The 24,843-nt window shown below is 75.0% G+C and carries 30 protein-coding genes, 1 pseudogene and 1 riboswitch; of the genes and pseudogenes, 16 read left to right on the top strand and 15 right to left on the bottom strand.

All coding sequences use genetic code 11. The features are described from left to right. The first annotated feature begins 103 nt into the window (after positions 1–103). From ACK586_RS12570 to ACK586_RS12555, 5 genes are read left to right on the top strand one after another with little or no spacing between them, the layout of a single operon-like run. Entirely contained in the window at positions 104–406 is a 303-nt protein-coding gene (locus ACK586_RS12570) for a hypothetical protein (protein ID WP_409330823.1), read from the top strand. Further along, the gene (locus ACK586_RS12565; protein ID WP_409330826.1) at positions 373–906 is read left to right on the top strand and encodes an HNH endonuclease; all 534 of its coding nucleotides are present in this window, start codon (positions 373–375) and stop codon (positions 904–906) included. The genes ACK586_RS12570 and ACK586_RS12565 overlap by 34 nt, the downstream gene beginning before the upstream one ends. Continuing rightward, positions 903–1,412 (top strand): DUF7669 domain-containing protein, encoded by a 510-nt coding sequence (locus ACK586_RS25605; RefSeq protein WP_425330378.1) that lies wholly within the window; start codon positions 903–905, stop codon positions 1,410–1,412. Before ACK586_RS12565 ends, ACK586_RS25605 begins: the two co-directional genes overlap by 4 nt. Positions 1,413–1,454: 42 nt before the next feature. Continuing rightward, the gene (locus tag ACK586_RS12560; protein ID WP_409330822.1) at positions 1,455–1,727 is read left to right on the top strand and encodes a type II toxin-antitoxin system Phd/YefM family antitoxin; all 273 of its coding nucleotides are present in this window, start codon (positions 1,455–1,457) and stop codon (positions 1,725–1,727) included. Continuing rightward, positions 1,724–2,008, top strand: coding sequence for a type II toxin-antitoxin system RelE family toxin (locus ACK586_RS12555; RefSeq protein WP_409330821.1), 285 nt, complete (start codon positions 1,724–1,726; stop codon positions 2,006–2,008). The genes ACK586_RS12560 and ACK586_RS12555 overlap by 4 nt, the downstream gene beginning before the upstream one ends. Before the next feature lie 279 nt (positions 2,009–2,287). On the opposite strand, the gene ACK586_RS12550 is transcribed toward ACK586_RS12555, so the two are convergent. Then, a complete protein-coding gene (locus ACK586_RS12550; RefSeq protein WP_409330820.1) occupies positions 2,288–3,052 on the bottom strand; it encodes an alpha/beta fold hydrolase in 765 nt (254 codons plus the stop codon). Between the two features lie 159 nt (positions 3,053–3,211). Between ACK586_RS12550 and ACK586_RS12545 the strand changes: the two genes are divergently transcribed. Next, positions 3,212–4,996: a CocE/NonD family hydrolase gene (locus ACK586_RS12545; RefSeq protein WP_409330819.1), complete on the top strand. Its 1,785-nt coding sequence runs from the start codon at positions 3,212–3,214 to the stop codon at positions 4,994–4,996. Continuing rightward, positions 4,981–5,154, top strand: coding sequence for a hypothetical protein (locus tag ACK586_RS12540; protein ID WP_409330818.1), 174 nt, complete (start codon positions 4,981–4,983; stop codon positions 5,152–5,154). Before ACK586_RS12545 ends, ACK586_RS12540 begins: the two co-directional genes overlap by 16 nt. A gap of 33 nt (positions 5,155–5,187) precedes the next feature. Here ACK586_RS12540 and ACK586_RS12535 read toward each other — a convergent pair whose 3' ends face one another. Further along, positions 5,188–6,447 (bottom strand): wax ester/triacylglycerol synthase domain-containing protein, encoded by a 1,260-nt coding sequence (locus ACK586_RS12535; RefSeq protein WP_409330817.1) that lies wholly within the window; start codon positions 6,445–6,447, stop codon positions 5,188–5,190. Positions 6,448–6,505: 58 nt separating this feature from the next. Further along, positions 6,506–7,900 (bottom strand): ADP-ribosylglycohydrolase family protein, encoded by a 1,395-nt coding sequence (locus ACK586_RS12530; RefSeq protein WP_409330816.1) that lies wholly within the window; start codon positions 7,898–7,900, stop codon positions 6,506–6,508. Between the two features lie 142 nt (positions 7,901–8,042). On the opposite strand from ACK586_RS12530, the gene ACK586_RS12525 reads away from it, so the two are divergent. Further along, positions 8,043–8,207 carry a hypothetical protein gene (locus ACK586_RS12525; protein ID WP_409330815.1) on the top strand — a complete coding sequence of 55 codons (165 nt, stop codon included), beginning with the start codon at positions 8,043–8,045 and terminating at the stop codon, positions 8,205–8,207. 13 nt (positions 8,208–8,220) lie between these two features. Here the strand turns inward: ACK586_RS12525 and ACK586_RS12520 are convergent, their stop codons facing one another. Then, positions 8,221–9,123: a carbohydrate kinase family protein gene (locus tag ACK586_RS12520; protein WP_409330814.1), complete on the bottom strand. Its 903-nt coding sequence runs from the start codon at positions 9,121–9,123 to the stop codon at positions 8,221–8,223. Between the two features lie 170 nt (positions 9,124–9,293). On the opposite strand from ACK586_RS12520, the gene ACK586_RS12515 reads away from it, so the two are divergent. Together ACK586_RS12515 and ACK586_RS12510 are read left to right on the top strand one after the other, a co-directional pair. Continuing rightward, the gene (locus tag ACK586_RS12515; RefSeq protein WP_409330813.1) at positions 9,294–9,800 is read left to right on the top strand and encodes a hypothetical protein; all 507 of its coding nucleotides are present in this window, start codon (positions 9,294–9,296) and stop codon (positions 9,798–9,800) included. Between the two features lie 201 nt (positions 9,801–10,001). Then, positions 10,002–10,157: a hypothetical protein gene (locus ACK586_RS12510; RefSeq protein ID WP_409330812.1), complete on the top strand. Its 156-nt coding sequence runs from the start codon at positions 10,002–10,004 to the stop codon at positions 10,155–10,157. A gap of 28 nt (positions 10,158–10,185) precedes the next feature. On the opposite strand, the gene ACK586_RS12505 is transcribed toward ACK586_RS12510, so the two are convergent. From ACK586_RS12505 to ACK586_RS12490, 4 genes are all read right to left on the bottom strand, one after another. Continuing rightward, on the bottom strand, positions 10,186–11,091 hold the full coding sequence (locus ACK586_RS12505) for a diacylglycerol/lipid kinase family protein (RefSeq protein ID WP_409330811.1): 906 nt from the start codon (positions 11,089–11,091) through the stop codon (positions 10,186–10,188). A 23-nt stretch (positions 11,092–11,114) separates the two neighbouring features. Next, the gene (locus ACK586_RS12500; protein WP_409330810.1) at positions 11,115–11,519 is read right to left on the bottom strand and encodes a hypothetical protein; all 405 of its coding nucleotides are present in this window, start codon (positions 11,517–11,519) and stop codon (positions 11,115–11,117) included. Between the two features lie 136 nt (positions 11,520–11,655). After that, on the bottom strand, positions 11,656–13,200 hold the full coding sequence (locus ACK586_RS12495) for an MFS transporter (RefSeq protein WP_409330809.1): 1,545 nt from the start codon (positions 13,198–13,200) through the stop codon (positions 11,656–11,658). Between the two features lie 136 nt (positions 13,201–13,336). Continuing rightward, positions 13,337–13,963 carry a TetR family transcriptional regulator gene (locus tag ACK586_RS12490; protein WP_409330808.1) on the bottom strand — a complete coding sequence of 209 codons (627 nt, stop codon included), beginning with the start codon at positions 13,961–13,963 and terminating at the stop codon, positions 13,337–13,339. Between the two features lie 287 nt (positions 13,964–14,250). Between ACK586_RS12490 and ACK586_RS12485 the strand changes: the two genes are divergently transcribed. After that, entirely contained in the window at positions 14,251–14,949 is a 699-nt protein-coding gene (locus tag ACK586_RS12485; protein ID WP_409330807.1) for a ComEA family DNA-binding protein, read from the top strand. A gap of 170 nt (positions 14,950–15,119) precedes the next feature. Next, positions 15,120–15,485 carry a hypothetical protein gene (locus ACK586_RS12480; RefSeq protein ID WP_409330806.1) on the top strand — a complete coding sequence of 122 codons (366 nt, stop codon included), beginning with the start codon at positions 15,120–15,122 and terminating at the stop codon, positions 15,483–15,485. 58 nt (positions 15,486–15,543) lie between these two features. Here ACK586_RS12480 and ACK586_RS12475 read toward each other — a convergent pair whose 3' ends face one another. Beyond that, positions 15,544–16,092 carry an NlpC/P60 family protein gene (locus ACK586_RS12475; protein ID WP_409330805.1) on the bottom strand — a complete coding sequence of 183 codons (549 nt, stop codon included), beginning with the start codon at positions 16,090–16,092 and terminating at the stop codon, positions 15,544–15,546. 17 nt (positions 16,093–16,109) lie between these two features. Continuing rightward, a riboswitch (cyclic di-AMP (ydaO/yuaA leader) is annotated at positions 16,110–16,253 on the bottom strand. 384 nt (positions 16,254–16,637) lie between these two features. On the opposite strand from ACK586_RS12475, the gene ACK586_RS12470 reads away from it, so the two are divergent. Together ACK586_RS12470 and ACK586_RS12465 are read left to right on the top strand one after the other, a co-directional pair. Beyond that, positions 16,638–16,808, top strand: a complete 171-nt coding sequence (locus ACK586_RS12470; RefSeq protein WP_409330804.1) for a hypothetical protein — start codon at positions 16,638–16,640, stop codon at positions 16,806–16,808. A gap of 228 nt (positions 16,809–17,036) precedes the next feature. Then, positions 17,037–17,651: a DUF4352 domain-containing protein gene (locus tag ACK586_RS12465; protein ID WP_409330803.1), complete on the top strand. Its 615-nt coding sequence runs from the start codon at positions 17,037–17,039 to the stop codon at positions 17,649–17,651. A 52-nt stretch (positions 17,652–17,703) separates the two neighbouring features. Here the strand turns inward: ACK586_RS12465 and ACK586_RS12460 are convergent, their stop codons facing one another. From ACK586_RS12460 to ACK586_RS12450, 3 genes are all read right to left on the bottom strand, one after another. Then, positions 17,704–19,281, bottom strand: coding sequence for a PHA/PHB synthase family protein (locus ACK586_RS12460; RefSeq protein WP_409330802.1), 1,578 nt, complete (start codon positions 19,279–19,281; stop codon positions 17,704–17,706). A gap of 209 nt (positions 19,282–19,490) precedes the next feature. Then, positions 19,491–20,387 (bottom strand): SMP-30/gluconolactonase/LRE family protein, encoded by an 897-nt coding sequence (locus tag ACK586_RS12455; protein WP_409330801.1) that lies wholly within the window; start codon positions 20,385–20,387, stop codon positions 19,491–19,493. Positions 20,388–20,397: 10 nt separating this feature from the next. Next, a complete protein-coding gene (locus tag ACK586_RS12450) occupies positions 20,398–20,862 on the bottom strand; it encodes a hypothetical protein (protein WP_409330800.1) in 465 nt (154 codons plus the stop codon). 649 nt (positions 20,863–21,511) lie between these two features. Between ACK586_RS12450 and ACK586_RS12445 the strand changes: the two are divergent. Together ACK586_RS12445 and ACK586_RS12440 are read left to right on the top strand one after the other, a co-directional pair. Beyond that, a pseudogene (locus ACK586_RS12445) lies at positions 21,512–22,516 on the top strand (alpha-amylase family glycosyl hydrolase); the annotation flags it as partial. Positions 22,517–22,548: 32 nt separating this feature from the next. Continuing rightward, the gene (locus ACK586_RS12440; protein WP_409330799.1) at positions 22,549–23,145 is read left to right on the top strand and encodes an alpha-amylase family glycosyl hydrolase; all 597 of its coding nucleotides are present in this window, start codon (positions 22,549–22,551) and stop codon (positions 23,143–23,145) included. Between the two features lie 53 nt (positions 23,146–23,198). Here ACK586_RS12440 and ACK586_RS12435 read toward each other — a convergent pair whose 3' ends face one another. The 3 genes from ACK586_RS12435 to ACK586_RS12425 are packed head-to-tail and all read right to left on the bottom strand — an operon-like array spanning position 23,199 to position 24,843. Then, positions 23,199–23,528 (bottom strand): NAD-binding protein, encoded by a 330-nt coding sequence (locus tag ACK586_RS12435; RefSeq protein ID WP_409330798.1) that lies wholly within the window; start codon positions 23,526–23,528, stop codon positions 23,199–23,201. Next, positions 23,492–23,986, bottom strand: a complete 495-nt coding sequence (locus ACK586_RS12430; protein WP_409330797.1) for an NAD(P)-binding domain-containing protein — start codon at positions 23,984–23,986, stop codon at positions 23,492–23,494. The genes ACK586_RS12435 and ACK586_RS12430 overlap by 37 nt, the downstream gene beginning before the upstream one ends. After that, the gene (locus tag ACK586_RS12425; RefSeq protein WP_409330796.1) at positions 23,986–24,843 is read right to left on the bottom strand and encodes a MaoC family dehydratase; all 858 of its coding nucleotides are present in this window, start codon (positions 24,841–24,843) and stop codon (positions 23,986–23,988) included. Before ACK586_RS12425 ends, ACK586_RS12430 begins: the two co-directional genes overlap by 1 nt.

Genomic DNA, 24,843 nt, shown 5'->3' with positions numbered 1-24,843 from the left:
CCGGATGGGCAGTGTGAGAACTTCCATCCTCGGGAGGCCTCGACGTCTATCCCGGGACCGACGCGCCAGCCCGATCTACACCCTCAACTGCGAAGAGCCTCTAATGGCAACGATCCTCCTCACATGGAACCCCGCCGGCTGGATCACCGACGCCTACGACGAATGGGTGGAGCGAACGCAGGCCGGCGAGCTCGTCGACGAGCCGTGGAGCGTCGCGCAGCGCCGTCACGGCATTGACCGAGGGGATCGTGCCTTCCTGCTCAGACAAGGAGACGCAGGCCGTGGCCTGGTAGGTATCGGCGCCATCCAGTGCCCGCCCTACGAGGGCGAGCACTGGTCTGGAGACGACAGGACCGCTGGTACGTGGACATCATGTGGTCTGAATTCCTGCCGCTTGACCGGATGATCACGGTTGCTGAACTCGAGGCGGCAGCGCCGCAGTTCGGCTGGCGGACTGTGTATTCGTCAGGTCGAACAGTCCCCGCTGAAGTCGCCGCTCGGCTTGAGGCGTTGTGGCATGAACGGACACTGGCGGGTGAGGTTCCTGCTCCTGAAGCGGTCCTCGAGAACGTCGTGCTGTTCGAAGGATCTCGCCAGGATGTCAAGACCACGCGCTATGAGCGCAATCCCGTGGCCCGTCGCCGGTGCCTTGACCACTACGGCTACACCTGCGGGGTGTGCGGTTTTGACTTCGAGCAGGTATATGGCGACATCGGCCATGAGTACGCGCACGTGCATCACATCGAGCCGCTCCATGTCCGCGGCGCCGAATACCAGGTTGACCCAATCCGGGACTTGCGGCCGGTCTGCGCCAATTGTCACGTCATGCTGCACCGCAGTGCGGACCCGATCCTGACGCCAGATGAGCTGCGTGACCAGCTCGCAGCCCGATCCAGCCGCGTATGACCGACACGATCGGGGACCTCGTCCGGCAGGCGTCCGAGGCGCTGCCCGAGCCCTTCAGCCGTGCCGCGTTGCTGAACTGGGTCCGGCGGGCCCGGCCCGACGTCGAGGAGTCGTCGGTCGGCACCCATATCCAGTACGCCACCGCCAATGCCGACAACGCGAGCAACCCGTTCCGTGGGGGGGCACGTTGCTGGAGCGAATCGGGCGCGGGGAGTACCGCCGCTACGGCGGCTCGGAGTGGATGTCGGCCGTTCCGTCGACGCCGCCGGCAAGGCTGTCGGCCCTTTCGCCGGCGCAGCCCTCTCCTGCTCGTCAGGGTCGGTGGCGGACGTCGTCCTCGTCGGCTGCTTGAGCTCCAAGGCGTCGACGGCAAGTACCGCCGCAAAGCCGTTCACCGGCGCCGCCTTGACCAAGGCCCGCGAGCTCGCCCGGCAGGGGACCGCCCCTTGTCTCTCTGGCCGATCAGCCACGGGAATACCGGACAGCGTGGGCGCACGCCGGGGTGACGATGCCGTCCTTCCGGCTAGAAGTTGGGCTAGACTGCAGCCATGACGACGGTGCCGCTCAGCGAGGCGAAGGACAAGCTCTCCGCCCTCGTCGAGGCGGCGGAGACCACGCACGAGATCGTGACCATCACCAGGCACGGCCGTGAGGCTGCGGTGCTCATGGCCAAGGCGGACCTCGATTCGCTGCACGAGACGATCTTCTGGCTCTCGCAGCCCGGCGCTCGGGACGACATCGCGCGGGCGCGGCAGGAGATGTCGGAGGGGCAGGCCGCATCTGCGGCCCAGTTGCGCGCGGAGCACGGCCTGCCCGAGTGACTGCCTCCTACGAGGTCCGCATCGCGTCGGTCGCGCGCAGGCAGCTGAGCCGGCTGCCCCCGCGAGCGGCCGTCGCCGTGGTCGAGTTCATCACGGCGGTTCTACCGGAGAACCCCCAGCGGATGAGCAAGCCGCTGGTGGGTGAGTTCGCGGGGCTGCGCAGCGCTCGCCGCGGTGACTACCGGGTGCTCGTCGAGATTGACGAGCACGCGCGCACAGTGCTCGTCGTCCGCATCGCCCACCGTGCCGAGGCCTATCGCCCTCCGCCGCCCGGCACCTGAACGCAACGCCACTCGATCCGGTGAACCGACCGGACACCGGTCCGGGTTCCTATCGGTGGTCGTTACCGCGCTACGCCTCCACCGTCAAGGGACGGCGGGGACACGGGGAGTGGCATGAGCGGTGCGGTGGGGTGGTGCCGCACCTGCCGGCGCCCCCACGGCCCGGAGATGTTCGACGACGTCGGCGCGGGTCGCTGTGCCGAGTGCGCGAGGCTGTACGCGGACCGCGACGGGTGAGCGGGGACGCCGCGGCCGAACAGCGGAAGGGCAGGCCCACGCTCAGCCGCGGCGCGGGAAGAACGGCCGCAGCGTCAGCGGCGGGCGGAACGGCGCCCAGGCGTCCTCCGGCCGGCCCAGCCGGTCGGCGAGCAGGTAGAGCACCGCCGGGTTGCAGGCCAGGCCCAGGTGGCTGCCGCGGACCTCGACGTTCTGCCGCCGGTCCCGCAGCTCGTACTGGCAGGCCGACCAGTGCACGATGCCGTCGGCCCGGGTGTAGACCGAGGTCACCGGCACCCGCAGCGACCCCTTCTCCGCCCACGGCCGGGGCGCCGGTGCGGTCCAGCGCGAGCCGCCCGGCCCCGCGTCGAGGAGTCCGGAGGCCGAACGGACCCACCGGGGCCAGCGCACCACCGGGGTGCCGAGGGTGATCAGCTGCCGGACGCTGCCCGGCGCCGACCTGGCCAGCTCCTGCGCGTACAGGCCGCCGAGGCTCCAGCCGACCAGGCTGACCCGCTGCCCGGACTCCCGGCGCAGCCGGTGGAGCTGCTCGCGCAGCCGCTCCACGACCCGCCCCGTGGGGCCGCGGTTGATCCCCAGCGCCCAGCCGGACACGTTGTGGTCCAGGGTCCGCAGCGCCGTCCGCAGCAGCAGCGTCGCGGGATCGCCGGTCATCAGCCCGGGCAGCACCATCGCCGGGTGGCCGTCCCCGCGCAGCGCGGTGGCCAGCACGGGAGACGCGGCCACCAGGGCCGCCAGGTCCAGGCCCGCCCGGGCCGGCTCGGTGACGAGCAGGGCGCGCGAGGGGACCTGCGGGGCGGACGGCACCCGGCCAGCATCCCCGCTCGCCCGCCGGCGCGACACCGGCGCCCGCGCCGACGACCCCGGCGGAGCCGCGGGCCGTGAGCGGGGACGCGCTCGACGCGGAACGTCAGGACCGCGGCCTAAGGTCGCCGGCATCGCCGTCCCGACCGCGAAGGAGGGTCCGTGCCCCCGCCCGACGTCCCCGCCCTCCCGCCCGGCCGGCCGCCCTCGCGCGCCGCCCGGCTCGCCGGCGCCGCGCTGACCCGCCGCTGGCGGCTCCCGGCGCCGACCGGGCCCGTGCGGGTGCTGCGCGACGTCGAGGTGCCGATGCGCGACGGCGCCGTCCTCAGGGCCGACGTCTACCTGCCGGCCGCCGACGGCCCGCACCCCGCCCTGCTGCTGCGCAGCCCCTACGGCCGCGGGCCGGCCTCCGGGGTCGGGATGGCGCTGCCGCACGCCGCCCGCGGCTACGCGGTGGTGCTGCAGAGCGTGCGCGGCACCTACGGCTCCGGCGGCGAGTTCACCCCGGTGGTCAACGAGGAGCACGACGGGCAGGACACCGTCGCCTGGCTGCGCGACCAGCCCTGGTTCGACGGCCGGCTGGGGATGCTCGGCCAGAGCTACCTGGCCTACACGCAGTGGGCGCTGGCGCTGGACCCGCCACCGGAGCTCAAGGCGATGGTGCTGATCGTCGGCCCGCACGACCTGGCTGCCGGCGGCCTGGTCGACGGCGCGTTCCAGCTGCTCAACCTCGCCACCTGGACCGAGCTGATCGCCCACCAGGAGCGCTTCGGCACCGTCCGCGGCGCCGTCCGGCTGATGACGGCGGAGCGGCGGCTGGCCCCGCACCTGCACCGGCTGCCGCTGCAGGGCCTGGCCGAGCGCTTCGGCGGCACCCCGGCCCCGTGGTTCGACGAGTGGCTGGCCCACCCCGACCTCGCCGACCCCTACTGGGACCGCTACCGCGCCACCCCGGCCGTGCACACCTCGACCGTGCCCGCGCTGCTCATCGGCGGCTGGCAGGACTGGTTCCTGGAGCAGACGCTGTACCAGTACGCCGCGCTGCGCGACCGCGGCGTCGACGTCGCGCTGACCGTCGGCCCCTGGGCCCACCTCGGCCTCGACCTCGCCGCCACCACGACCGAGGGCCTGGCCTGGCTGGCCGGCCACCTCCCGGTCCGGGGCGCGCCGCCGGCACCGGAGCGGCCCGACCGGGTGCGCGTCTACGTCACCGGCGGCGGCGGGTGGCGCGGCATGCCCGACTGGCCGCCGGCCGGCCGGGTCGACCGCAGCTGGTACCTCGCGCCGGCCGGGCGGCTGACCGACGCCGTCCCCGTCCAGCGCAGCGTGCCCACCACCTTCCGGTACGACCCGATGGACCCCACCCCGTCGGTCGGCGGCCGGGTGCTCGCCCGCATCGCCGGGCGCCGCGACAACCGCCGGCTGGAGAGCCGAGCCGACGTCCGCACCTTCACCACCGCACCGCTGCCCGCGCCGGTCGAGCTGCTCGGCGGCGCCACCGTCCGGCTGCACCTGACCTCGGACAACCCGTACTGCGACGTGTTCCTGCGGCTGTGCGACGTCGACCCGCGCGGCCGGTCGGTCAACGTCACCGACCGGCTGGTGCGGCTCGACCCGGCGCCCGGTGAAGAGCCGGTGGCGGGGGAGCGGGTGGTCGAGGCGACCCTGCCCGACACCGCGCACCGCTTCGCCGCCGGTTCCCGGCTGCGGCTGCAGGTCTCCGGCGGCGCCCATCCGCGCTACGCCCGCAACCTCGGCACCGGCGAGCTCCCGGGCGAGGCCACCCACGGGGTCGCCGTCACCCACCGCATCGCCCACGACAGCGCGGCGCCGTCCTGCATCACCCTGCCCATCGGCTCCGGCCGACCGGCTCCGGCCCGGGCGCCCGACGATCCGTACGCTGGAGCCACCGACCAGGGGGAGGACCCATCGTGGCGAGGCACCTGAACGACGAGACGGCCGAGTTCAAGATGCCCCGGCCGGGGCGGCACGCGGCCGAGGACGACGACGAGACGCAGGAGCCCGAGGCCACCCAGCGCTTCGACCCGGGCTTCCGCGAGCGGCCCAAGCCCGCCCCGCCGGCCCCGCAGGACCGCACCGAGTAACCGGTCGGCGCGGCGGCCGCTCCCCGGCCGGGATCACGCGAGCCCCGCGGCGACGAGGTCACCCGCCTCGGCCTCGACCGACGCGGCGAGCAGGTCCAGGTCGCCGACCGCGGCCGGGTCGGCGACGAAGCCGAAGCACAGCCGGTCGGCGAGGGAGACCACGGCCACCCGCAGCGCGTGGTGCGGCGCCACCTCGACCAGGGGGTGGATCGCCGCCACCTGCGCGCCGAGCACGCTGACCTCGGCGGCCGGCCCGCGGACGTTGGAGACGTTCAGCGCGAAGGTGCGCCCGCTGCGCTGCAGCCGCGCCGACCAGGCCGCCAGCCGCGGCGAGGTCCGGGCCAGCCGGTTCTTCAGCCCGGCCAGGTCCTCGGCGTCGTGGTGCTGCTTGCGCTGCGCCGTCTGCGTGCGGACGGCCGCCAGCCGGGCGACCGGGTCCGGCTCGCCGAGCGGCAGCCCCACGCGGAAGAACGAGTCGTGGTTGCCCGCGGCATCCCCGTCGGTGTGCAGGCTCACCGGCACCTTGACACGCAGGTCGTGGACGGGGCCGTGCCGGGCGAGCAGCCAGCGCCGCAGCCCGCCGGCCACCACGGCGAGGACGGCGTCGTTCACGGTCGCCCCCGCCAGCGCCCGCGCGGCCTCGCGCACCCCGGCCAGCGGAACCACCGCCCACGCCGCCGTCCGCGCGTCGCCGATCCGCCGGTCGAACGGCGAGCGGCGCAGCCCGGGCGCGAGCTCGTCGCGCACCAGCCGGGCCAGCTGCCGCCGGAGGGCGTCGTCCGCCCGTTCGGCGGGCCGCCCCGGCGGGTGGTGGGGCGGGTCGACGCCGTCGCCGGCCGGGCGCGGGTCCCACAGCACCTGCTGGGCCAGGCGCAGCGCCGTCGTCCCGTCGGCGAGCGCGTGGTGGATCCGCCAGACCAGCGCCGCGCCGCCGTCGGCCAGCGGCCCGACGAGGTCCATCCGCCACAGCGGCCGGCGGCGGTCGAGGGGCTGGACGAACAGGCGCTCGACCGCAGCGCGCAGCTCCTCGCCGGTGAGCGGCGCCCGGGCCGGCGCGCCGACGACGTGCGCGTCCAGGTCGACCGCCGCCGGTTCCCACGCCGGGGCGTCGGCCGGGCCGGCCAGCCGCCAGGTCAGCCGCGGGGCCTCGGGCAGCCGAAGGCCGACGGCGGCACGCCGCTCCGCCGGCGTGGGCGCGGAGCCGGCGAGGCGGACGACCTTGCAGGTGTGCCCGACCAGCCCGGGCCGCTCCAGCGCCAGGATGGCCCGGTCCTCCGCCGTCAGCGGTTCCACGGTGCCCAGCGTCGCGGCGGGCGGCTTCTCGCGGCAAGGCCCGGGCGCGTCGCGCCCGTCAGCGCGCGGCCAGGCGCTCCAGCGCGGCGGTGAAGCTGGCGTTCCACAGGCCGAGGTGCGGCCAGCGCTCGGCGACGTGCGCGGTGGCCTGCTGCACCGACATGCCCTGTTCGCGGACGAGGTAGCCGCGCAGCACGAGCCCGGTGCGGGAGGCGCCGCCGTGGCAGTGCACGAGGATGCGGTGGCCCTCGTCGAGCAGGGCCTGCATGTCGTCGAGGACGTCGGCGAGCATGACGTCGAGGTCGGCGTTGTGCTCGTTGTCGGCGATGTAGGCCAGCCGGTGGACCGGGTGCGGGAAGGGTTCGCCGAGCCGGCACAGGGAGATGACGGCGAAGTCGGGATCGCTGTGGCGGGCGCCGTCGAGGTTGCCGGCCCAGATGCCGGGCAGGACCTCGGTGGGGCCGATGCGGGGGATGACGCCGGGGTCGTAGTTCTGCTGCACGCCGGAGTCGAGTGCGGCGGCGAGCTGCTGCAGGTCGGCCAGCCGCCACACCGTGTCGCCGGAGCCGGGGATGCGGCCGTGCACGGCCGATGCCCAGCGGCTGGGGATGGCGCCCATCCCGTGCACGGCGCCGGCCAGCCCGCCGGCGACGCAGGCGACGGTGTCGGTGTCGCCACCGAGGTCGATGACCAGGCGCAGCACCTGGGCGAAGTCGCGGCCGGTGCGCAGCGCCCACACGGCCTGGCCGAGGGTGGGCCAGACCGCGCCGTTGCGTTCGGTGGCCTGGTCCGGTGTCCAGTCCGGCGCGAGCACGGTGGCCCAGCGGTCGCGGTGCTCGGGCGAGACCAGGTCGAGGGCGGCGGGGACGGCGGCCAGCGGGTCGCCGCCGTCGAGTGCCACGCGGATCAGTTCGTGGAAGACGGCGCAGCCCTCACCGGCCGACGGGTCGCCGTGGGTGAGTGCGGAGATGCGGCGGGCGGCGTCCACGGTCGCGGCCGTGCCCGCGCGCGCGAACCGGATGGCCGCGGGCGTCGTGCGCATCAGCGAGCCGTTGCCGGCCGCATGCCCGGAGCGGGCGAAGTGCTCGGCGGCGGCGGCGTCCCACGGTCGGCCGGAGCCGAGGACGGCGCGGGTCTGGTTGCCGACGTCCGGCGGGTCGGCTGCGGCCCAGCCGCGGAAGCGGGCGAAGACGTCGGCCTCGTCCAGGCCCTCGCGCTCGACCAGCGACTGGGCGACGAGCAGCGCCATCTGGGTGTCGTCGGTGAACTCGCCCGGCGCCCAGCCCAGCGACCCGCCGCCGCACATCTCCGTCTTCGCACCCCGGGCCGGCTGCGGGAAGCGGGCGCTGAACGCCCCGGCCGGGCCGAACTCGAACGGCGCGCCCAGCGCGTCGCCGACGGCCGAGCCGACGAGCGCCCCGGCGACCCGGTGCGAGCGGTGGATGGAAGCCATGGAGCAGTCATACAGCCCTCGGGTGACCGACCTGGCGCACGTCGACCTCGGCGTGTGACGTGCTGCACTGACCGAGGGGTCGCTCCGGGCGCTCGGCGTTACGTACCCTGCGTATGCGACCGACTACGGAAGGACGGCGTTCGTGGCCAAGCACCTGCTCGACGAGACGGCGGAGTTCGCGCTGCCCCGCGCCGGGCGGCATGCCCACCCCGACGACGCGAACCTCGAGCCCACCCAGCGCTTCGACGCCGGGTTCCGCCCCTCGCAGCCCAAGCCGGACCCGCGCCCGGACGCCCGCACCCGCTGAGGCCCGGGCCGGTTCACGCCGGCGGCTGGGCGCCGACCACGCCGGCGACCAGCGCGGCCGCCGCGTGTCCGTCCTCCACCGCCTCCAGTACCGGCACCCCGGCCCGCCAGCCGGCGAGTACCCCGGCGGCGACGGCGTCCCCGCAGCCGGTGGTGTCCCGGAGCGCGGGCACCGGCGGCACCGGCACCTCCCACCGGCCCGTCCGGGTGACCACCCGCGTCGGTCGGGCGCCCGCGTGCACCAGCACGAGTTCCGGCGCCCACGCCGGTAGCGAGTCGTCCAGCTCCAGCACCCGGGCCTCGTCCGCGTTGCAGAACAGCAGGTCCGCCTGCAGCGCGGCCAGCAGCTCGACGTACTCCTCGACGCCGTGCTTGGCGATCCGGGTCGCCGCGGCGACGTCGGCGCTGACCGGGACCCCGGCCTCCCGCGCCAGCGCGGCCGCCGTCGCCAGCGCCCGCGGCGAGCGCAGCAGGTCGTAGCCGTCCAGGTGGAGGACGGCGGCGTCGGCCACCCACGCCCGGGCCACGTCGCCCACCTCCAGCCCGCCCTCGCCGCGGTCGGTGAGCATCGTCCGCTCGGCGTCGGGGTGCACCAGGACCGTCGTCAGCGGCGCCCGGCCCCGTCGCACCACCGCCGGCTCGACACCCCGCGCCGCCAGCTCGGCCAGCAGGCCGTCGGCCACCGGGTCCGCCCCGGCCCAGCCCGCCAGTCGCGCCGGCACCCCCACCCGCGCCAGCCCCGCCGCCACGTTGGCCGCCGCCCCGCCGGCCGACGTCGTCCGCACCACCCGCTGCTGCCCGCCCACCACCAGCGGCCCGGACAACTCCAGCACCTGGTCGGCGACCAGCTTGCCCAGCGCCACCACCGGGCCCGCGCCGGCCGGGCGCGGCCATTCGGGACCGCCGGAGTGCGTCACCGGCTCAGCCTGCCGGGTGAGAACCCGAGGTGACCAGCGCCCGGTCTCCGACTCCGTTCGGGTGAGGGGGTTTCCCAGCGAGATGACGGAGGGTAACGATGGTCGGGTCGGTCGAGGCGCGGAGCGGCACGGGGGCGCTCGTGCGGCGGAGACCGCGGGTCGGGGGAGAGATGTTCCGGAGACGGTGGGGTCGCGACGGGCGCACGGCTGACGCCGGGCGTTCGGAGCGCCCCACCGGGCCGGCCCAACCGCCGGTCGACACCTGCCGGCACGGCGTCCGCGCCGGCGAGGACGGCCCGGTCGGCCGGGCGCCGGTGCTGCGCGCGTTGTCGGTCAGCCACGACCTCGTGCGCCCGGGCTCGAGCGTCGTCGTCGGCTGGTGCTTCGAGGACGCCGACGAGGTCGTCGTGGACGGACGGCGCGGCCACCCCGCCTGCGGCGAGGCGCTGGTGCGCATCGACCGCCGCCGGCCGGTCGAGGTGATCGGCCGCAACGGGCACGCTTGCACGCCGGTGGCGACGTCCACCGTGGTGACCACGGCGGCGGTGCCGCTCGACCTGCCGCCGGTTCCCGACCCGCTCCGGGGATCGCCGGACGTGGACCTCGCCGCGACCGTCGGCGTCCCGACCGCGGCGCGGCTGCACACGCGGTCGGCCGCCCGGCGCCGGCTCCGGTAGGCGCTTCCCCACCATCTCGACGGAGTAGGGCCGTCGTCGCCCGCCCGCGTCGCACCACCGCCGGTTCGACGCCTCGCCGCGAGGCCGGCCAGGAGTCCATCGGCCACGGCCCCATCCGCGCGAGTCCTGACGCCGGTGAACGGTCGGCCTGGGAGCAGTAATCGCTTGCCGGTCCGGCGAGACCCCGCAACCCTGGGACCCATGCCGGACGACGTGCGGAACGAGCCGAACGGCGGGGTGCCGGAGGCGGCGGACGCCACCGACTTCTGGGCGCGGGTGCAGCGCCGTGTCGAGGCCAGCGGTGTCGACCTGCCGCCGGAGGAGATCATCCGGCTGCGGGACCTCGACCGCCGCTGACCAGGCGGCAGTCGGCGTCCGGCAGCACTCAGTCCCGGACGGTCACCGACCACGCGTGCCCGTGCACCGTCCACGTCCGCGCGGGTACGTCCTCGGTGATCTCCCCGTCGGCGTCGACGTCCACCGGCGGGCCGGAGTAGGAGACCGTGCGGCCGCGGGTCACCGTCACGTCGGCGCGCGCGAGGTGGTCGCCGCGCAGCAGCGCCAGCCCGAACGCCGTCCGCGCGACCGGCCCGGTCGCGGTCACCACGACGACGTCGGCCAGCCCGTCGTCCGGCGCGGCATCGGGCGCCAGCGGCCGGCCGCCGGCGATCGTCGGCCCGTTGCAGACGGCGACCATCAGCACGCCCGTCGTCCCGTCGGCGGCCCACTCGCCGGAGGTCACCACCCGCCCGTCCACCTCCACCCGCAGCCCGGCACCCGGCGTCGACACCCCGGCGGCCACCGCGCCCAGCGGGAAGGACGCCGTTCCCAGCGCGGGCTTGACGTGCATCGCCAGCGTCCCGGCCCGCGCACCCACCCCGGCGTGCACGGCGTTGACCACGATGCCGCCGGCGTCGTCGCGCACCAGGTCCAGCGGGCGCACCCGGCCGCGGCACACCACCCGCGCGCCCTCCACCGGGTCGCGCGGCAGGCCCAGCGAGCCGGCCAGGTCGTTGCCGGTCCCGCGGGCGATGATCCCCAGCGGCAGCGCGGGGTCCAGGGCTCCGGCCCGGTCGAGCGCCCGCACCGCAGCGTGCACCGAGCCGTCGCCGCCGATCGCCACCAGCCGCCGCCCGGGGTGCGCCCGGATGCCGGTCACCAGCTCGTCGGCGTCGGAGGTCTCGACGACCTCGACGTCGGCCCCGGCCCGCAGCTCGGCCAGCGCAGCGGCCACCGCGTCGTCGTCCGCCGTCCCGGCGGAGGCGTTCACGGTCACCAGCAGCCCGGTCACCAGCGGACCGTAGCCCGGACGCCTCAGGTCGAGGTGTCTCCGAACTCGGCGTACATCCGATCAGGGACCGGCACCGTCCAGTAGCGCCGCTCCCGGGCGTGCTCGAGCAGCTCCTGCAGCCGCTGCCCGCCGATCCGGATCACCCGGAACGCCGCGGGGTCGCCCTGGGCGACGTTCTCGACCAGGTACAGCCACGAGAGCTCGGGGTCGTCCCGGGCGGCCACGAACTGGCTGCACTCCAGCAGCAGCTCGGCGCCGCACGAGGTGCCCCCGCACGCCTTGACCGCGATCACCCGGTCGCCGCTCACCACCCCATCGGCGCCCTCCACCACGGCGGCCCGCCGGCCCTCCGCGCGTTCCAGCTCGACCACGTGCTCGATGGCCGCGTCCTCGATCTTCCTCGGCCCGCGGATCTCGGTCGTCGTCATCGACGACCCCCCCCTCCGGTCGACGTCCCCGGTGAGACCAGCGTGCACCCGCGCGCCGCGATCCGGAAGCGCCGGATGCCGAACGGCGCCGGTGGTCGCGAGACCACCGGCGCCGCTAGGCCGGGGAGGGGACCGGTCAGGCCGCGATCGCGCCCTCGGCCGGCAGGTCCTCCTTCTTGGCGTTGATCAGCGCGAACGCCACGACGAGGGCGACGGCCAGGATGCCGGCGGCCGCCAGGAACGCCGTGTGGTAACCGCTGACCATCGCCTCGGCCTCGGCCGTGGCGGCGAAGGCCGGATCGGTGGCCAGCCGGGCCCCCTTGTCCGCGAACCACCCGGTCACCGACGAGGAGAAGATCGTCGTCAGGATCGCCAGGCCCAGCGACCCGCCGACCTGCTGGGCGGTGTTGAGCACGGCCGAGGCGATGCCGGAGTCGCGCGGCTCGACGCCGACCAGCGCGGTGCTGGCCGTCGGGACGAACACCGCCGCCAGGCCCAGGCTCAGCAGCAGCATCGCCGGCAGCACCTGGGTGGCGTAGGAGCTGTCGGCGCCCGCCTCGATCCGCGTCAGCGAGAACATGCCGACGACGGCCATGACCAGACCGACGAGCATCAGCGGCCGCGGCCCGACCCTGGGCAGCAGCTGCGACACGACGCCCGCGCCCAGGATGATGCCGCCGCTGAAGGGCAGGAACGCCCAGCCGGCCTCGAGCGGGGTGTAGCCCAGCGTCTCCTGGAAGTACAGCGTCAGGAACAGGAACATCGCGAACAGTCCGGCGCCGACCAGCAGGAACAGCAGGTAGGAGCCACCGCGGACCCGGTCCAGGATCACCCGCGTGGGCAGCAGCGGGTGGCTGGTGCGGGTCTCCCAGACGGCGAAGGCGGTCAGCAGGACGGCGGCGACGACGAGCAGCGTGATCGTCAGCGGGTCGCCCCAGCCGACGCCCTCCTCGGCGGCCTTGGTGAACCCGTACACGAGGCTGACCAGACCGACCGCCGACAGCAGCACGCCGGGGATGTCGAAGTGCCGGTCGCCCTCGGCGCGGCTCTCCTTGACCAGCGGGACGGCGGCCACGGCCGCGGCCAGCGCGATCGGCACGTTCACGCCCAGCGTCCAGCGCCAGGAGGCGTACTCGGTGAGGACGCCGCCCAGGATGAGGCCGATGGCCGCGCCACCGCCGGAGATCGCGCCGAAGACGCCGAACGCCTTCGCCCGCTCCTTCGGGTCGGTGAACGTGATGGTCAGCAGCGACAGCGCCGCCGGCGCCATCAGCGCGGCGAAGGCGCCCTGGCCGGCCCGCGCGACGTAGAGCAGCGCCTCGTTGGGCGCGATCCCGCCCAGCCCGGAGGCGACGGCGAAGCCGATCAGGGCGATGATGAACGCCCGCTTGCGGCCCATAAAGTCGGCGATCCGGCCGCCGAGGAGCAGCAGCCCGCCAAAGGCCAGCGTGTAGGCGGTGACCACCCACTGCAGGTTCGCCTGGGAGATGCCGAGGTCCGCGGCGGCGTCGGGCAGCGCGATGTTCACGATCGACGCGTCGAGGATGATCATGAGCTGGGCGACCGCGATGACCGCGAGCGCGAGCCAGCGCTTGGGGTCCGGGCCCTGGGCGGGAGGAGCCGGGGGCCGTTCGTCGGGCTCGACGCCCACGGGCGGGACGATGAGGCCTTCTTGGGACATGGGTGGAGCCGTCCTTCCTGCGCAGGGCGCAGTGCTACCGGGAGTGGTGCGGTGGGCGGGACGGCCGGGGATGCGTCGTCCCGTGCGGTGGTGCGCCCGGCGGGTCAGTGCCGGGCCGTGAAGCCGTGCGGTGGTGCTAGCTCCGGGCGAGTCCTGCGCCGGCCCAGCGCAGGCAGTCCTCCAGGAGCTCGAGGAAGCGGTCGTAGGGCTGATCGGGCTGCCACGCGTCGGCCGCCGTGGTGAACGCGGCCATCGCGGTGTTCAGGACCAGTGCGGTCCGCACGTCGTCGGCCTCCGGACGGCGCCGGGCGAGCCACTCGCGCAGCTCGGGCTCGAAGCCGTCACAGGTACCGCGCGCCGACCGGCACAACCCCGGCGACTGCTCGAGCAGCCGCTTCTGCAGGGGCAGCCGCTCGGCCAGGAGTCGCGCCAGGCCCAGCGCGATGTCGGTCAGCGCGTCCCAGAGTGGCGTGTCGGTACGACAGTTCTCCAGCAGATTCCGCCACTGGCGTACCTCGTCGGGGTCGAGGTCGAAGACGACGGCTTCCTTGCTGGGGAAGTAGCTGAAGAACGTCGTCCGGGACACCCCGGCCTCGGCGGCGATGTCCTCGACGCTCACCGCGTCGTAGCCGCGCTCGTCGATCAGTCGCAGCGCGGTCGCGCGGATGGTGCGCCAGGCCGCGAGCTTCTTGCGCTCCCGCAGGCCCATGACGGCGGAGATGGGGCAGTGCTGCGCGTCCGCCGCACCCGTCGATCTCCGCATGGGCGGCAAGGTAGACCTGAACCTGAACTGGGTACAAGTTCTTACTGCGTCCGGCTTTCTGCGTTTCACGTCACGTTCACGAAGCGCCGGCACCGCAGTCGGCACCGCGGCCGGCATCGCAGCCGCGAGCCTGCCCTCGGCGGGCCGCCGGCGTGCGCATACTGGCGCCGCCGGGTCCGCGACGTCCGCCACGGCCGGCGTCCGCCCCGGCCGGCGCGGAACCGGCGAGCGCGCACCCGGTCGTCGCGCTCCGCGCATCCCGTCCGACCGACCAGGGAGTGGCTTCCGTGACCCAGTCAGGCGGTCCCGCGCCGTCGACGTCCGAGCGCTTCCTGCGCGGGGGCTGGTACTACGTGGTCGCGGTGGGCACGGTGGGTCTGTTCGCCGCGGCGCCGTTCTGGCACGCCTGGCACCGGCTGCGCCGCCCGCCGGTCCTCCGCTCCGCCGTCCTCTACACCGCCCTGGGGGCCGCGCTCGTCGCCCTGACGTCGCTGATCCCGCGGGACGCGAGCGGGGAGCCGGTCGGCAGCGGCGCCGCGGCGGTGAACGGCGTCCTCGCCGTCTCGGCCGTGGCCGTCGTCGTCGCGGCCTGCCTGCAGCTGCGCCCGCTGCGCCGGGAGGTGTACGGCCGCCCCGGCGAGCTGCCCTCGCACTCCGACCGCGTGCTGGCGGGGGCGCTGGCGGCGCGCGCCCGGCGGGAGGAGGCGCGCGAGCTCGCCGGCCGCGATCCGGCGCTGGCCCGGGACCTGGGCATCGGCCGGCCCGATCTCGGCCGCGGGTACGACGACGGCGGGCTGGTCGACGTCAACACCGCTCCGGCCGCGGTCATCGAGCAGGTGTGCACGATCGACCGCTCGCACGCCGCGGCGATCGTCGCCGCCCGAGAGCGGCGCGGGTCGTTCTACAACGTCGGGGAGCTCCTGGTGGACGTCGACCTGCCGCCGCACGTCGCCGCGCACCTGCAGGAACGCGGCATCGCGCTCTGAGGCGGCATCGCACCGGTGTCGCGTCGCTCAGCGTGAGCTCCGGCCCGCACGGCCACCCGGCCGGGGGAGGGCGGTCACCCGTCGTCGTGGTGCCCGGGGTCCCCGGTGCGTGGTCCGGTCGATGGAGGGGAGGAGAGGGCCGCAACGCCGCGCCGCCCGGGGGAGGAACCGTGACCAGCGTCGACCCGCAACCCAGCCCCGCTCCGACGGTCGGGACGACCTGCACGCGCAGGACCGCCGGCCACACGCCGCACCGCGCCACGATCCTGCTGTGCCACACCGGGGCGCTGTCGGAGTGGCGGTCGGTGTTCGTGCTCGGCGTCCACGACGGGGTGGTCACCCTCGCCGACGGCGACGAGGTCGTCGGCTTCGCCAACCACGCTCCCGGGGAGCTGGCCCGCGCGGTGGCCGAGGCCGGCCCTGAGGCCCACCTGAACACCCGCTTCGGCTACCTGTTCCTCGCCTCGTGGCCGCGGGATCCGGAGGCCGTGTTCTCCCTGGCTCCCACGGACCGGCCGCATTCCCCCTGCGGCTGAGCGGCTGAGCGCCTCGGAGCCCCGGTCGCAGCGCGGCGACCGGGGTGCCGAGGGATCCTCACCAGGCGGGGCGGGCCGATCCGACGTAACCGGGCACCGAGCCGGCCCACACCACGGAGACGGGCTTCCCGTACGTGGAGGAGTGGACCATCATCCCGTTGCCGACGTACATGCCGACGTGGCCGACGGGGCTGTAGAAGAACAGCAGGTCACCGGGCTGCATGTCCCACAGGCTGATCGGCAGGCCGATCTGGGACTGCATCCGCGACGAGTGCGGCAGGTTGATGCCCGCGGCCGCGTACGAGTACTTGACCAGGCCCGAGCAGTCGAAGCTCGACGGCCCGCCACCACCCCACCGGTAGGGCTTGCCGACCTGGGCCAGCGCCGTGTCGACGGCGACCTGGGCCGCCGGGGTCGGGGCGAAGGACGGGACGGCCGTCGGAACGGCCGCCGGCACCGCGGCAGGCACTGCGGCGGGGACGGAGGCGGGCACCGAGGCGGCGGCCGCAGTGGGGGTGAGGGCGAAGCCCGCACCGGCGACCAGGGCGATCGCGGCCCCCTTGACGGAACGGGGCAGACGGCGCGAGGACGTGCGAGTAGTCGTCATGGACGACGGGTTCTCCTTGGGTCTCCGTGTTCCGCCTACCGGGTTAGCTGACGGGTTCGGACGCAGGAATCGCCCGGCCTGTCCCGGGACGTCGTCGTCCCGGCACAGCGCTTCACCCCACTGGTTCGGTGGGTCCCCGGTCCGGGCGGCGCTTCGTCGCGGCGCCCGGTTCGGCGGGTCCGCCGAGTGTCGCCAGCTGATCAGCGACGGGTAGGGGCCTCGACGGACGGCATGACGCTAGGGCGGCCCTCGACCCCCGGCAGCGCGGCCCGCAGCCGGACACGCCACGGCCGTCCCACCCCGAGCTCGGGCGTGTCGGAACCGCCCGTGCGGGCGTTGAGCAGCGCGGACGCCGTCCCGCCGCCGCTCCGGGTCGCGACCCATGTCGCATCGTCCGGTGTAATCGAATCGCCGCGGCATGGCACCACGCAGCGTCGCCGGGCGTTGGCGGGGCGTCGACGGAAATGCCCGGGGTTGACCCACCGGTCGAGCGGGCAACGACGGGGCAACGACGACGTGAACCGACCCGACTGGAGGAGGAAGACATGGCCGGGATGATCCGGAAGCTGATCGCCTCAGGCGTTGCCGCCAAGCTGGTGCAGGAGGCCCGCAAGCCGCACAACCAGGAGAAGATCAAGCAGATGGTGGCCAAGTTCGGCGACCAGAACAAGAAGCGCGGCGGAGGGGCCGGAGGGGGACGCGGCGCCGTCCGCTGACCCCAGCCCGAACGCACGACGACCCCTGCCCGGCAGCCGCCGGGCGGGGGTCGCTGGCTGTCTGCTCCCCGGGGAGGTCCATGAGGCCGTTGAGCCCGCTGGGGCTAGTTGGTTCCGGTACCCCGTGGATGGGGTCCCGTTCCGGCTCGGTGCGCCGATGAGAGCTCAGACGCGCAAGGACGCCTTGTCGTCTCTGCAGGACTCATCGACGCAGCGAGGAAGACCGCCATGACTCAGCAGTTGCAGGCTCCCCAGCCGCCCTATGCGGCGCCGGCGCCGGCCAAGAAGCCCTTCTACAAGAAGGCCTGGTTCCTCGTGGTGGCGGCGATCGCCGTCATCGCGGTCATCGCCAGCCAGAGCGCCGGAGGCTCGGGGGACTCCGGTGGCACGTCGGCGAACGGTGGCGCGGCCGGTGGCGCGGGCGACTCGGCGCCTGCCGTGAACGCGGACGCGACGATCGGTCAGCCGGCGCGCGACGGGAAGTTCGAGTTCGTCGTCCAGGGCATCGACTGCAGCCGCACCGAGATCGGCAGCCAGTACATGAGCACGACCGCGCAGGGCACGTTCTGCGTCGTCGACCTGACCGTGTCCAACATCGGGAACGAGCCGCAGAGCTTCTTCGGGGAGAACACGTCTCTCTTCAACGCCCAGGGCCAGGAGTTCAGCGCCGACACCGAGGCGGCCATCTACCTGGACGACTCGTCGTCGCTGTACGAGGAGATCAACCCGGGCAACATGGTCGTCAGCAAGGTCGTGTTCGACGTCCCGGCCGGCACCGTGCCCACGTCGATCGAGCTCCACGACTCGTCCTTCTCGGGTGGTGTCACCGTCAGCCTGCAGTAGCGGCGTGTCCGACCCCCGCCCGGCACGCCGCCGGGCGGGGGTCGTCCGCGTGTCAGGCCGGCGCGAGGTCCAGCACGTACAGGCCGGGGGCCGCGCAGAGCACCGGGTGCCGCTCGCTGCCGAGTGCGGCCGGCGCCGGCACCCGCGGCCCCGAGCGCACCGCCGTCCACTCCGCCCAGGTCTCCCACCAGCTGCCGGCGCGCTCCTCCGCGCCGGCCCGCCACTCCTCGGGGTCGGCCACCGCCTCGCCGCCCACCCAGTGCCTGGCCTTCGGGTTGCCCGGCGGGTTGATCAGGCTCTGGATGTGCCCGCCGTTGCTCAGCACGAAGGTGCTCGGGCCCGACAGCAGCCGCGTCGTCCGGTAGCAGCCGCGCCACGGCGTCAGGTGATCGGTCACCGCGCCGGTCACGAACGTCGGCACGGTGATCTCCCCGAGGTCCACGCGTGTGCCGAGCACGGTGAGTCCGCCGGGCTGCACCAGCGCGTTCTCCCGGAAGATCTCGAGGAACTGCCCGTGCACCTTGGCCGGGAGGTTCGTCGGGTCGGAGTTCCAGGCCAGGACGTCGAACGCCGGCACCGGCTCACCCTGCAGCCACTGCGACCGCAGGCCGCCGAAGACCAGGTCCTCGGGCTTCATGAGGCTGAACACCGAGCCCAGCGACGTCCCGCCGAGCACGCCGCGCGCCCGCGACAGCCGCGCCGACAGGCCGGTCACCCACCGCCCGGCGAAGGCGCCGAGCGGGGCGCGCTCGGCGAAGTCCAGCAGCGTCACGCCGTAGGCGGCGCTGTGCACGGACGTGTCGTCCATCGCGGCCAGGTGGTTGAGCAGCAGGGTCTGCAGGATCCCGCCGGCGCAGAACCCGACGGTGTTGACGTCGGGCGAGCCGGTCACCTGGCGCAGGACCGCGACGGCCCGCCGCAGGCGCTCGGTGTAGGTGTCGAGGTCCCAGTGCGCCTGTGCCTTGCCGGGGTTGCGCCAGCTGACGACGAACGTCTGGAAGCCCTGCGCGACGGCGTGCTCGACGAAGCTGCGGCCGGCCCGGAGGTCGAGGAAGTAGTAGCGGTTGATGATCGGGGGGATGACGAGGAGCGGCCGCGCGTGCACCTCGGGCGTCGCCGGCGCGTACTGGATGACCTCCATGACGTCGTCCCGGTAGACGACGGCGCCGGGGGTGGTCGCCAGGTTCCGCCCGACGGCGAACGCGGCCGGGTCGCTCAGCGCGGGCAGCCCGCCGTTGGACCGTAGGTCCGACAGCATCCGGCCCAGCCCGCGGACGACGCTGGCGCCGCCGGTCTCCACCGCCCGCTTGAGCGCCGCCGGGTTGCCGGCCAGCGTGTTGGTCGGAGCGGCGGCGGCGGCCAGGGCGCGCACCGCGAACCGGGCCCGCTCGACCTCCCGCCAGCCGGCGCCGGAGGCCTCGTACCGGTCGACCAGCCGGTCCAGGGACGCCGACCACGCCAGGTAGCCCTGGCCGAGCCGGCGGTACCCGGGGTGGTCGCGCCAGGCCGGGTCGGCGAAGCGCGGGTCGGCCGGGCCGCCGGTGAGCTCCCGCTCCAGGCCGAGCGCGATCGCGGCGAGCTCCCGGCTCAGCCGCACGGACTCGTCGGCCACCGCGCGGGTGCCGGCCACGGCTGCGCCGGTGCCGCGGGGGCGGGCCGGGGGGACGTCGTCCGGCTCGGGGGGAGTGGGGGTGGGCGTCTGCGTCGGGGGGTGCTGGACAGCGGTCAACGGGCGCCTCCGTCTCGTCGGTGGCGCAGACGCTAGGGACGCCTCGCCCTCCCCGACCGGGTCCAAGGGCCCGGCCGGGGAGGGGATGCGTCACACGTGTGGTGCGCGCCTCACGGCCGGCCCGCGTGCGCCACGCCGACCTCGGTCGCCAGCAGCACGGCCTCCCGCACCGGCGCCCGGTTGTGCTCGTAGAAGTCCGGCGCGCAGCACATCAGCAGCGTCCGCCCGTCCTCCCCGCCGAGCATGCAGGCGTACACGCCGAGCCCGTCGGGCGCGGCCACCGACTCGACGATCGACCCGCCCGGCTCGATCCGCGCGACCCGCCCGCCGATCGCGTCGGCCGACCAGACGTGTCCCTCGGCGTCGAGCGCGCAGCCATCCGGGGCGACGGTCAGCTGCCCGAGCACCTCCTCGGTGGACCCCAGCGCGACCTCGGGGCCCAGCGCCGCCCACACCCGCCGGTTGGTCAGCTCGCCGTCCGCGCCGAGGTCGAAGGCGGTGTAGCGGTTGGCCAGGGTCTCGCCGACCACCAGCGTGCCGTCCGGGGTGATGACCGAGCCGTTGGGGAACAGCAGCCCGTCGGCGACCACGTGCACCGAGCCGTCGGGGTCGACCCGCTTGAGCGTGGTGGTGCGCGCGTCGCCGCCGGCCATCAGGTCGAACCCGAAGTCGCCGACGTACACCCGCCCCTGCGCGTCGACGACCAGGTCGTTGAGGTGCCCGCCGCAGTGCTCGGTGAGGTCGGCGTGGACGGTCAGCGCGCCGTCGGCCCAGCGCAGCAGCCGGTGGTCCTTCATGGAGACGACGACGAGCGACCCGTCGGGCAGCCAGCCCATCCCGGACGGCTGGTGCTCCACCTCGAACAGGACGGTCTCCTCGCCGTCGGGAGTCACCCGGCTGACCGTGTGCCGGTAGAAGTCCGACACCCACCAGGTGCCGTCGTGCCAGCGCGGGCCCTCGAAGAAGCCGCCACCCGTCAGGACCGTCCGCAGCTCGTGTTCCGCCATGCCGCGGACCCTAGGACGACGTCGCCCCCGCGGCCCTCCGGACGCCGGCCAGCAGCCGGCGCACCGCGACGACGTGCCCCCCGGTGCCGACCACGGCCAGCCGGTACAGCGTCCCGTGCGGACCGGGGAACGCCGCCCGGCTCTCCAGCCGCACCCGCGTGCCGCTGCCGGCCGGGTCGAGCCGGACGACGATCCCGTACCGGGAGAACCGGTGCCGGCCGGCGAGCACCAGCAGCCGCGGCTCCTCGGCGGTGATGACGCGGAAGCCCGGGACGGCGGCTCCGGGGCGCGGGAGGTCGGGGCCGGTCGTCGTGGCCGGGGCGCAGCCCAGCACCCGGGCCACCGACCGGGCGGCGGGCCCGGTGAAGGTGTCGTGCAGCGCGGCGAGCACCGCCGCCCAGGTGACCTCCGTCGGCGTGGCGACGTCGACGGCGTGCTCGTCGATGTGCGGCAGGTCGTGCAGCGGCTCCGGCACGCGCCCACGGTAGGAGGCCCGCCGGATCCTCCGGGCTCGGCTACTCCTCGACGCGGACGCCAGGCGACCTCGCTGAACCCGCCTTCCGCAGACGGACCCGACGTATGGTCACGGACTTCTCGCTCCGACCGAGCCGGCCGGCGGCCTCTCGGATCGAGCCGATGAACACGTCAGCGTCCTCGGCTGCCGTCCACCGGCGCGCACCGAAGGCCGGGCGCGCCCGCATGCCCGCGGGCCTCGTCCACGCGGCCACGCGTGCGGCCGCCTCCTGCTTCCGCTCCAGCGCGAGGCACCCGTCCGGATACAGCCAGGCCGCGAAGGGGGCAGCGGGATCACCCGCCACCATCGGGTTGAAGACGCCGTCGCGCGTGTTCCGTCCGATCGTCCGGTGGACCCCGGCCACCGCCAGCGCCTGGGCGCAGAAGAACTCGGCCAGAGGCCGGCTGGCGGTGACGAAGCTGACGAACGGGAGGCCGGTGCGCGTGAATCCCACGCTGCCGTCACCGTCGAGGAGACCCCGCGCGTAGTCCGGGAGGCTGACCGGGCACGCCGGTGGCGCCACCGTCCCCGCCTTGCGCCCGCTCGGCAGGCCCAGATCGACCAGCTCGCGTCGGAAGGCGAGGTCGGACACCGACCACACGGCCGAGCGATGTGGCCCGAAGTTGGTCCTGCGCTCGCGGTACGACACCCGCGAGTACACGTCGAACAGCGCGGCGAACGAATGGAGCACGCTCTCGTCCCGCACGGACAGCTCGATCGAGAAGCGCCCCTTCTGACCTCGGCCCGCGTAGAGGCAGCCATCGGTCTGGGCGAAGCCGAAGAAGTAGGCGTGTGCGGGACGCCGGAGGTCGAGGTGCGGCACCGGGTCACCATCTCGCGGCCCTCCGACATGAACGGCGCGACCGCATCGCCCGGAGGCACGGCCTGCCACCCGGATGCCAGGCTGGGTGGTGTGGGCACGGAACCGGACTGGGTCGAGCACGTCATCTGGTGGCACGTCTATCCGCTGGGGTTCGTCGGCGCCGAGCGGGAGCGCGACCCCGCCGCGCCCGTCGTCCACCGGCTCGGGCAGCTGACCGCCTGGCTGGAGCACGTCACGCAGCTGGGGGCCAACGGCCTCGCGCTCGGCCCGGTCTTCGAGTCGCAGACGCACGGCTACGACACCACCGACCACCGGCGGGTCGACCCTCGCCTGGGCGACGACGCCGACCTCGACGCGCTCCTCGCCGCGGCCGCCGACCGCGGCGTCCGGGTGCTGCTGGACGGCGTCTTCAACCACGTCGGCCGCGGTCACCCGGCCTTCCGGGCGGTGCTCGAGCAGGGCCCGTCGGCGCCCACCGCCTCGTGGTTCCGGCTGCGCTGGCCCGGCGGGCCCGAGGCGTGGCGGCCGGGAGTGGAACCGGAGTACGACGACTTCGAGGGTCACTCCTCCCTCGTGGCCCTCGACCACGGCAGCCCCGCTGTCGTCGACCTCGTGACCGAGGTGATGTGCCACTGGCTCGACCGCGGCGCCGCCGGCTGGCGGCTGGACGCCGCGTACGCCGTCCCCACGTCGTTCTGGGCGCAGGTGGCGCGGCGGGTGCGCGAACGGCACCCCGGCGCCTACCTCATGGGCGAGGTCATCCACGGCGACTACCCGCGGGTCGTCGCCGAGAGCGGACTGGACTCGGTCACCCAGTACGAGCTGTGGAAGGCCGTCTGGAGCTCGCTCAACGACGCCAACCTGCAGAGCTCGCGCACGCGCTGCGCCGGCACGACGGGTTCGTGCAGCGGTTCGTCCCCTACACCTTCCTCGGCAACCACGACGTCACCCGCATCGCCAGCCGCCTCACGAACCCGGCGCGCCTCGACCACGCCCTCGTGGTGCTCGCCACCGTCGCCGGCACCCCGGCCGTCTACGCCGGCGACGAGCACGCCTTCCGCGGGGTCAAGGAGGACCGCGCCGGCGGGGACGACGCCGTCCGCCCGCCGTTCCCGGCCGACCCGGCCGGGCTCTCCCCGCTGGGGCTGCCCACCTTCGCCCGGCACCAGGAGCTGCTCGGCCTGCGCCGCCGCCACCCCTGGCTGCACGCCGCCCGCACCGAGGTGCTCGACGTCGCCAACGAGGCGCTGGTCTACGCGTCGTCGGGCGGGGGCGGCCGGCTGCTCGTCGTCCTCTCCACCGCGGCGCGGCCGGTGACGCTGCGCGCGCCCGGGGCGCGCAGCGTGCTGGCCGGGGATGCCGGGCTGGACGGCGACCGGGTGTCCCTGCCGGCCGGCGGCTGGGCGGTGTTGACCTCCTGACCTGCGCGGAGGAGATCCGTCGGCGTGACCCCCACGGATCTCCTCCGCGCAGGTCAGGGGTCGAGCAGGGGGCGGGTGGCCGCGCCGATGGTCCCGAGCGGGACGCCCAGGTCGGCGGCCACCCGGTCGGCCACGCGGACGTCCTTGCGCACGTACGGCCCGGCGCCCTCCAGCAGCGCCTGCGCCGAGCCCGTCGCGGCGACCAGGTCCAGGGCGTAGCTCTGCCCGCTGCCGGTGTGCAGCGTGCGCGCCAGCAGTCCGGCGTCCAGGCCGAACGACCCGGCGATCCGCGCGGCCTCGATCGCCAGCTGGACGTGCGCGCCGAACAGCAGGTTGTTGATCAGCTTCACCCGCTGCCCGGAGCCCAGCGGGCCGAAGTGCACCGCGTGCGCCGCGTAGGACCCCAGGACCGGGCGGAACCGCTCGACGTGCTCGGGGTCCCCGCCGAGGAAAACGTCAGCGTGCCGGCGGCGACCTGCGCCGGCCCGCCGCTGGCCGCGGCGTCGACCACGGCGGGGTGCCGCTGCGCGATGGCCTCGACCGTGCGCGGGCTGCCGGTGGTGTGGACGACGACCAGCGCCTCGGGGGCCAGCGCGTCGAGCAGCCCGCTGTCCAGCGTCACCTCGCGCGCCTGCTCGTCGCTGTAGACGTAGACGAGGACGACGTCCCGGTCCCGCCCGAGCTCCGGCAGGCCGGCGACGACCTCGACCCCGGCGGCGCGGAGCTCCTCGGCCGCCTCGGGCCGGCGGACGTGGGCGGCCACCGCGTGGCCGGCGGCCAGCAGCCGGTCGACGACCGGGCGGCCCATCGCCCCGGTCCCGACGATCCCGACGCGCGCCATCAGGAGCGCACCGTCAGCCGGCCGCGGTCGAGGACGACGGTGTCGCCCACCCGTGTCTGGAACAGGCAGCCGCCGTCGGTCTCCCACACGTGCACCGCCAGCTCCTGGCCGGGGAACACCGGCGCGGAGAAGCGGACCGACATGCCGCCGAACCGGGCGGGGTCGGAGCCGCAGACGGTGTGCAGCAGCGCCCGGCCGGTGAACCCGTAGGTGCACAGCCCGTGCAGGATCGGCCGGTCGAAGCCTGCCTGGCGGGCCAGCCACGGGTCGGAGTGCAGCGGGTTGCGGTCGCCGGAGAGCCGGTAGAGCAGCGCCTGGTCGGTGCGGGTCGGGTAGGTGACCACGGTGTCGGCGGGCCGGTCGGGCACCGCCCACGGCGTGCTCGGGCCGCGGTCGCCGCCGAAGCCGCCCTCGCCGCGCACGAAGATCGTCGCCGACGTCTCGTACAGCGGGGCGCCGGTGGCGGCGTCCCGCGCGCGGCTGCGGGTCACGATGAGCGCGTCGCGGCCCTTGTCGTACATCCCGGCGACGCTCGAGGTCAGGCGGACGCCGCCCTCGGCCGGGAGCTCGCCGTGCAGCGTGATCGACTGCTCGGCGTGCAGGATCGCCTGGATCGGGAAGTCGCCGAGGGAGGGGCCGGCCTGCCCGGTCCCGGTCCAGCCGCCGGCCACGACGGCGAAGGTCGGCAGCACCCGCTGCGCCACGCCGTGCGAGTTCTCGGTGGTGAACTCCAGCTCCGCGAGGGGGTCGGGCGCGCCGGCGCCGACCCCGAGCGCGTACAGCAGGGCGTCCTTCGACGTCCAGGTGCTGGTGCCCGCGTCCCACTCCTGGCCGACGGCATCGAGGTTCAGCGGCAT

Origin of the sequence: Trujillonella humicola (assembly GCF_046233715.1) — a bacterium.
Classification (GTDB): domain Bacteria; phylum Actinomycetota; class Actinomycetes; order Mycobacteriales; family Geodermatophilaceae; genus Trujillonella; species Trujillonella humicola.
This window is presented reverse-complemented; position numbering and strand designations above follow the sequence as displayed.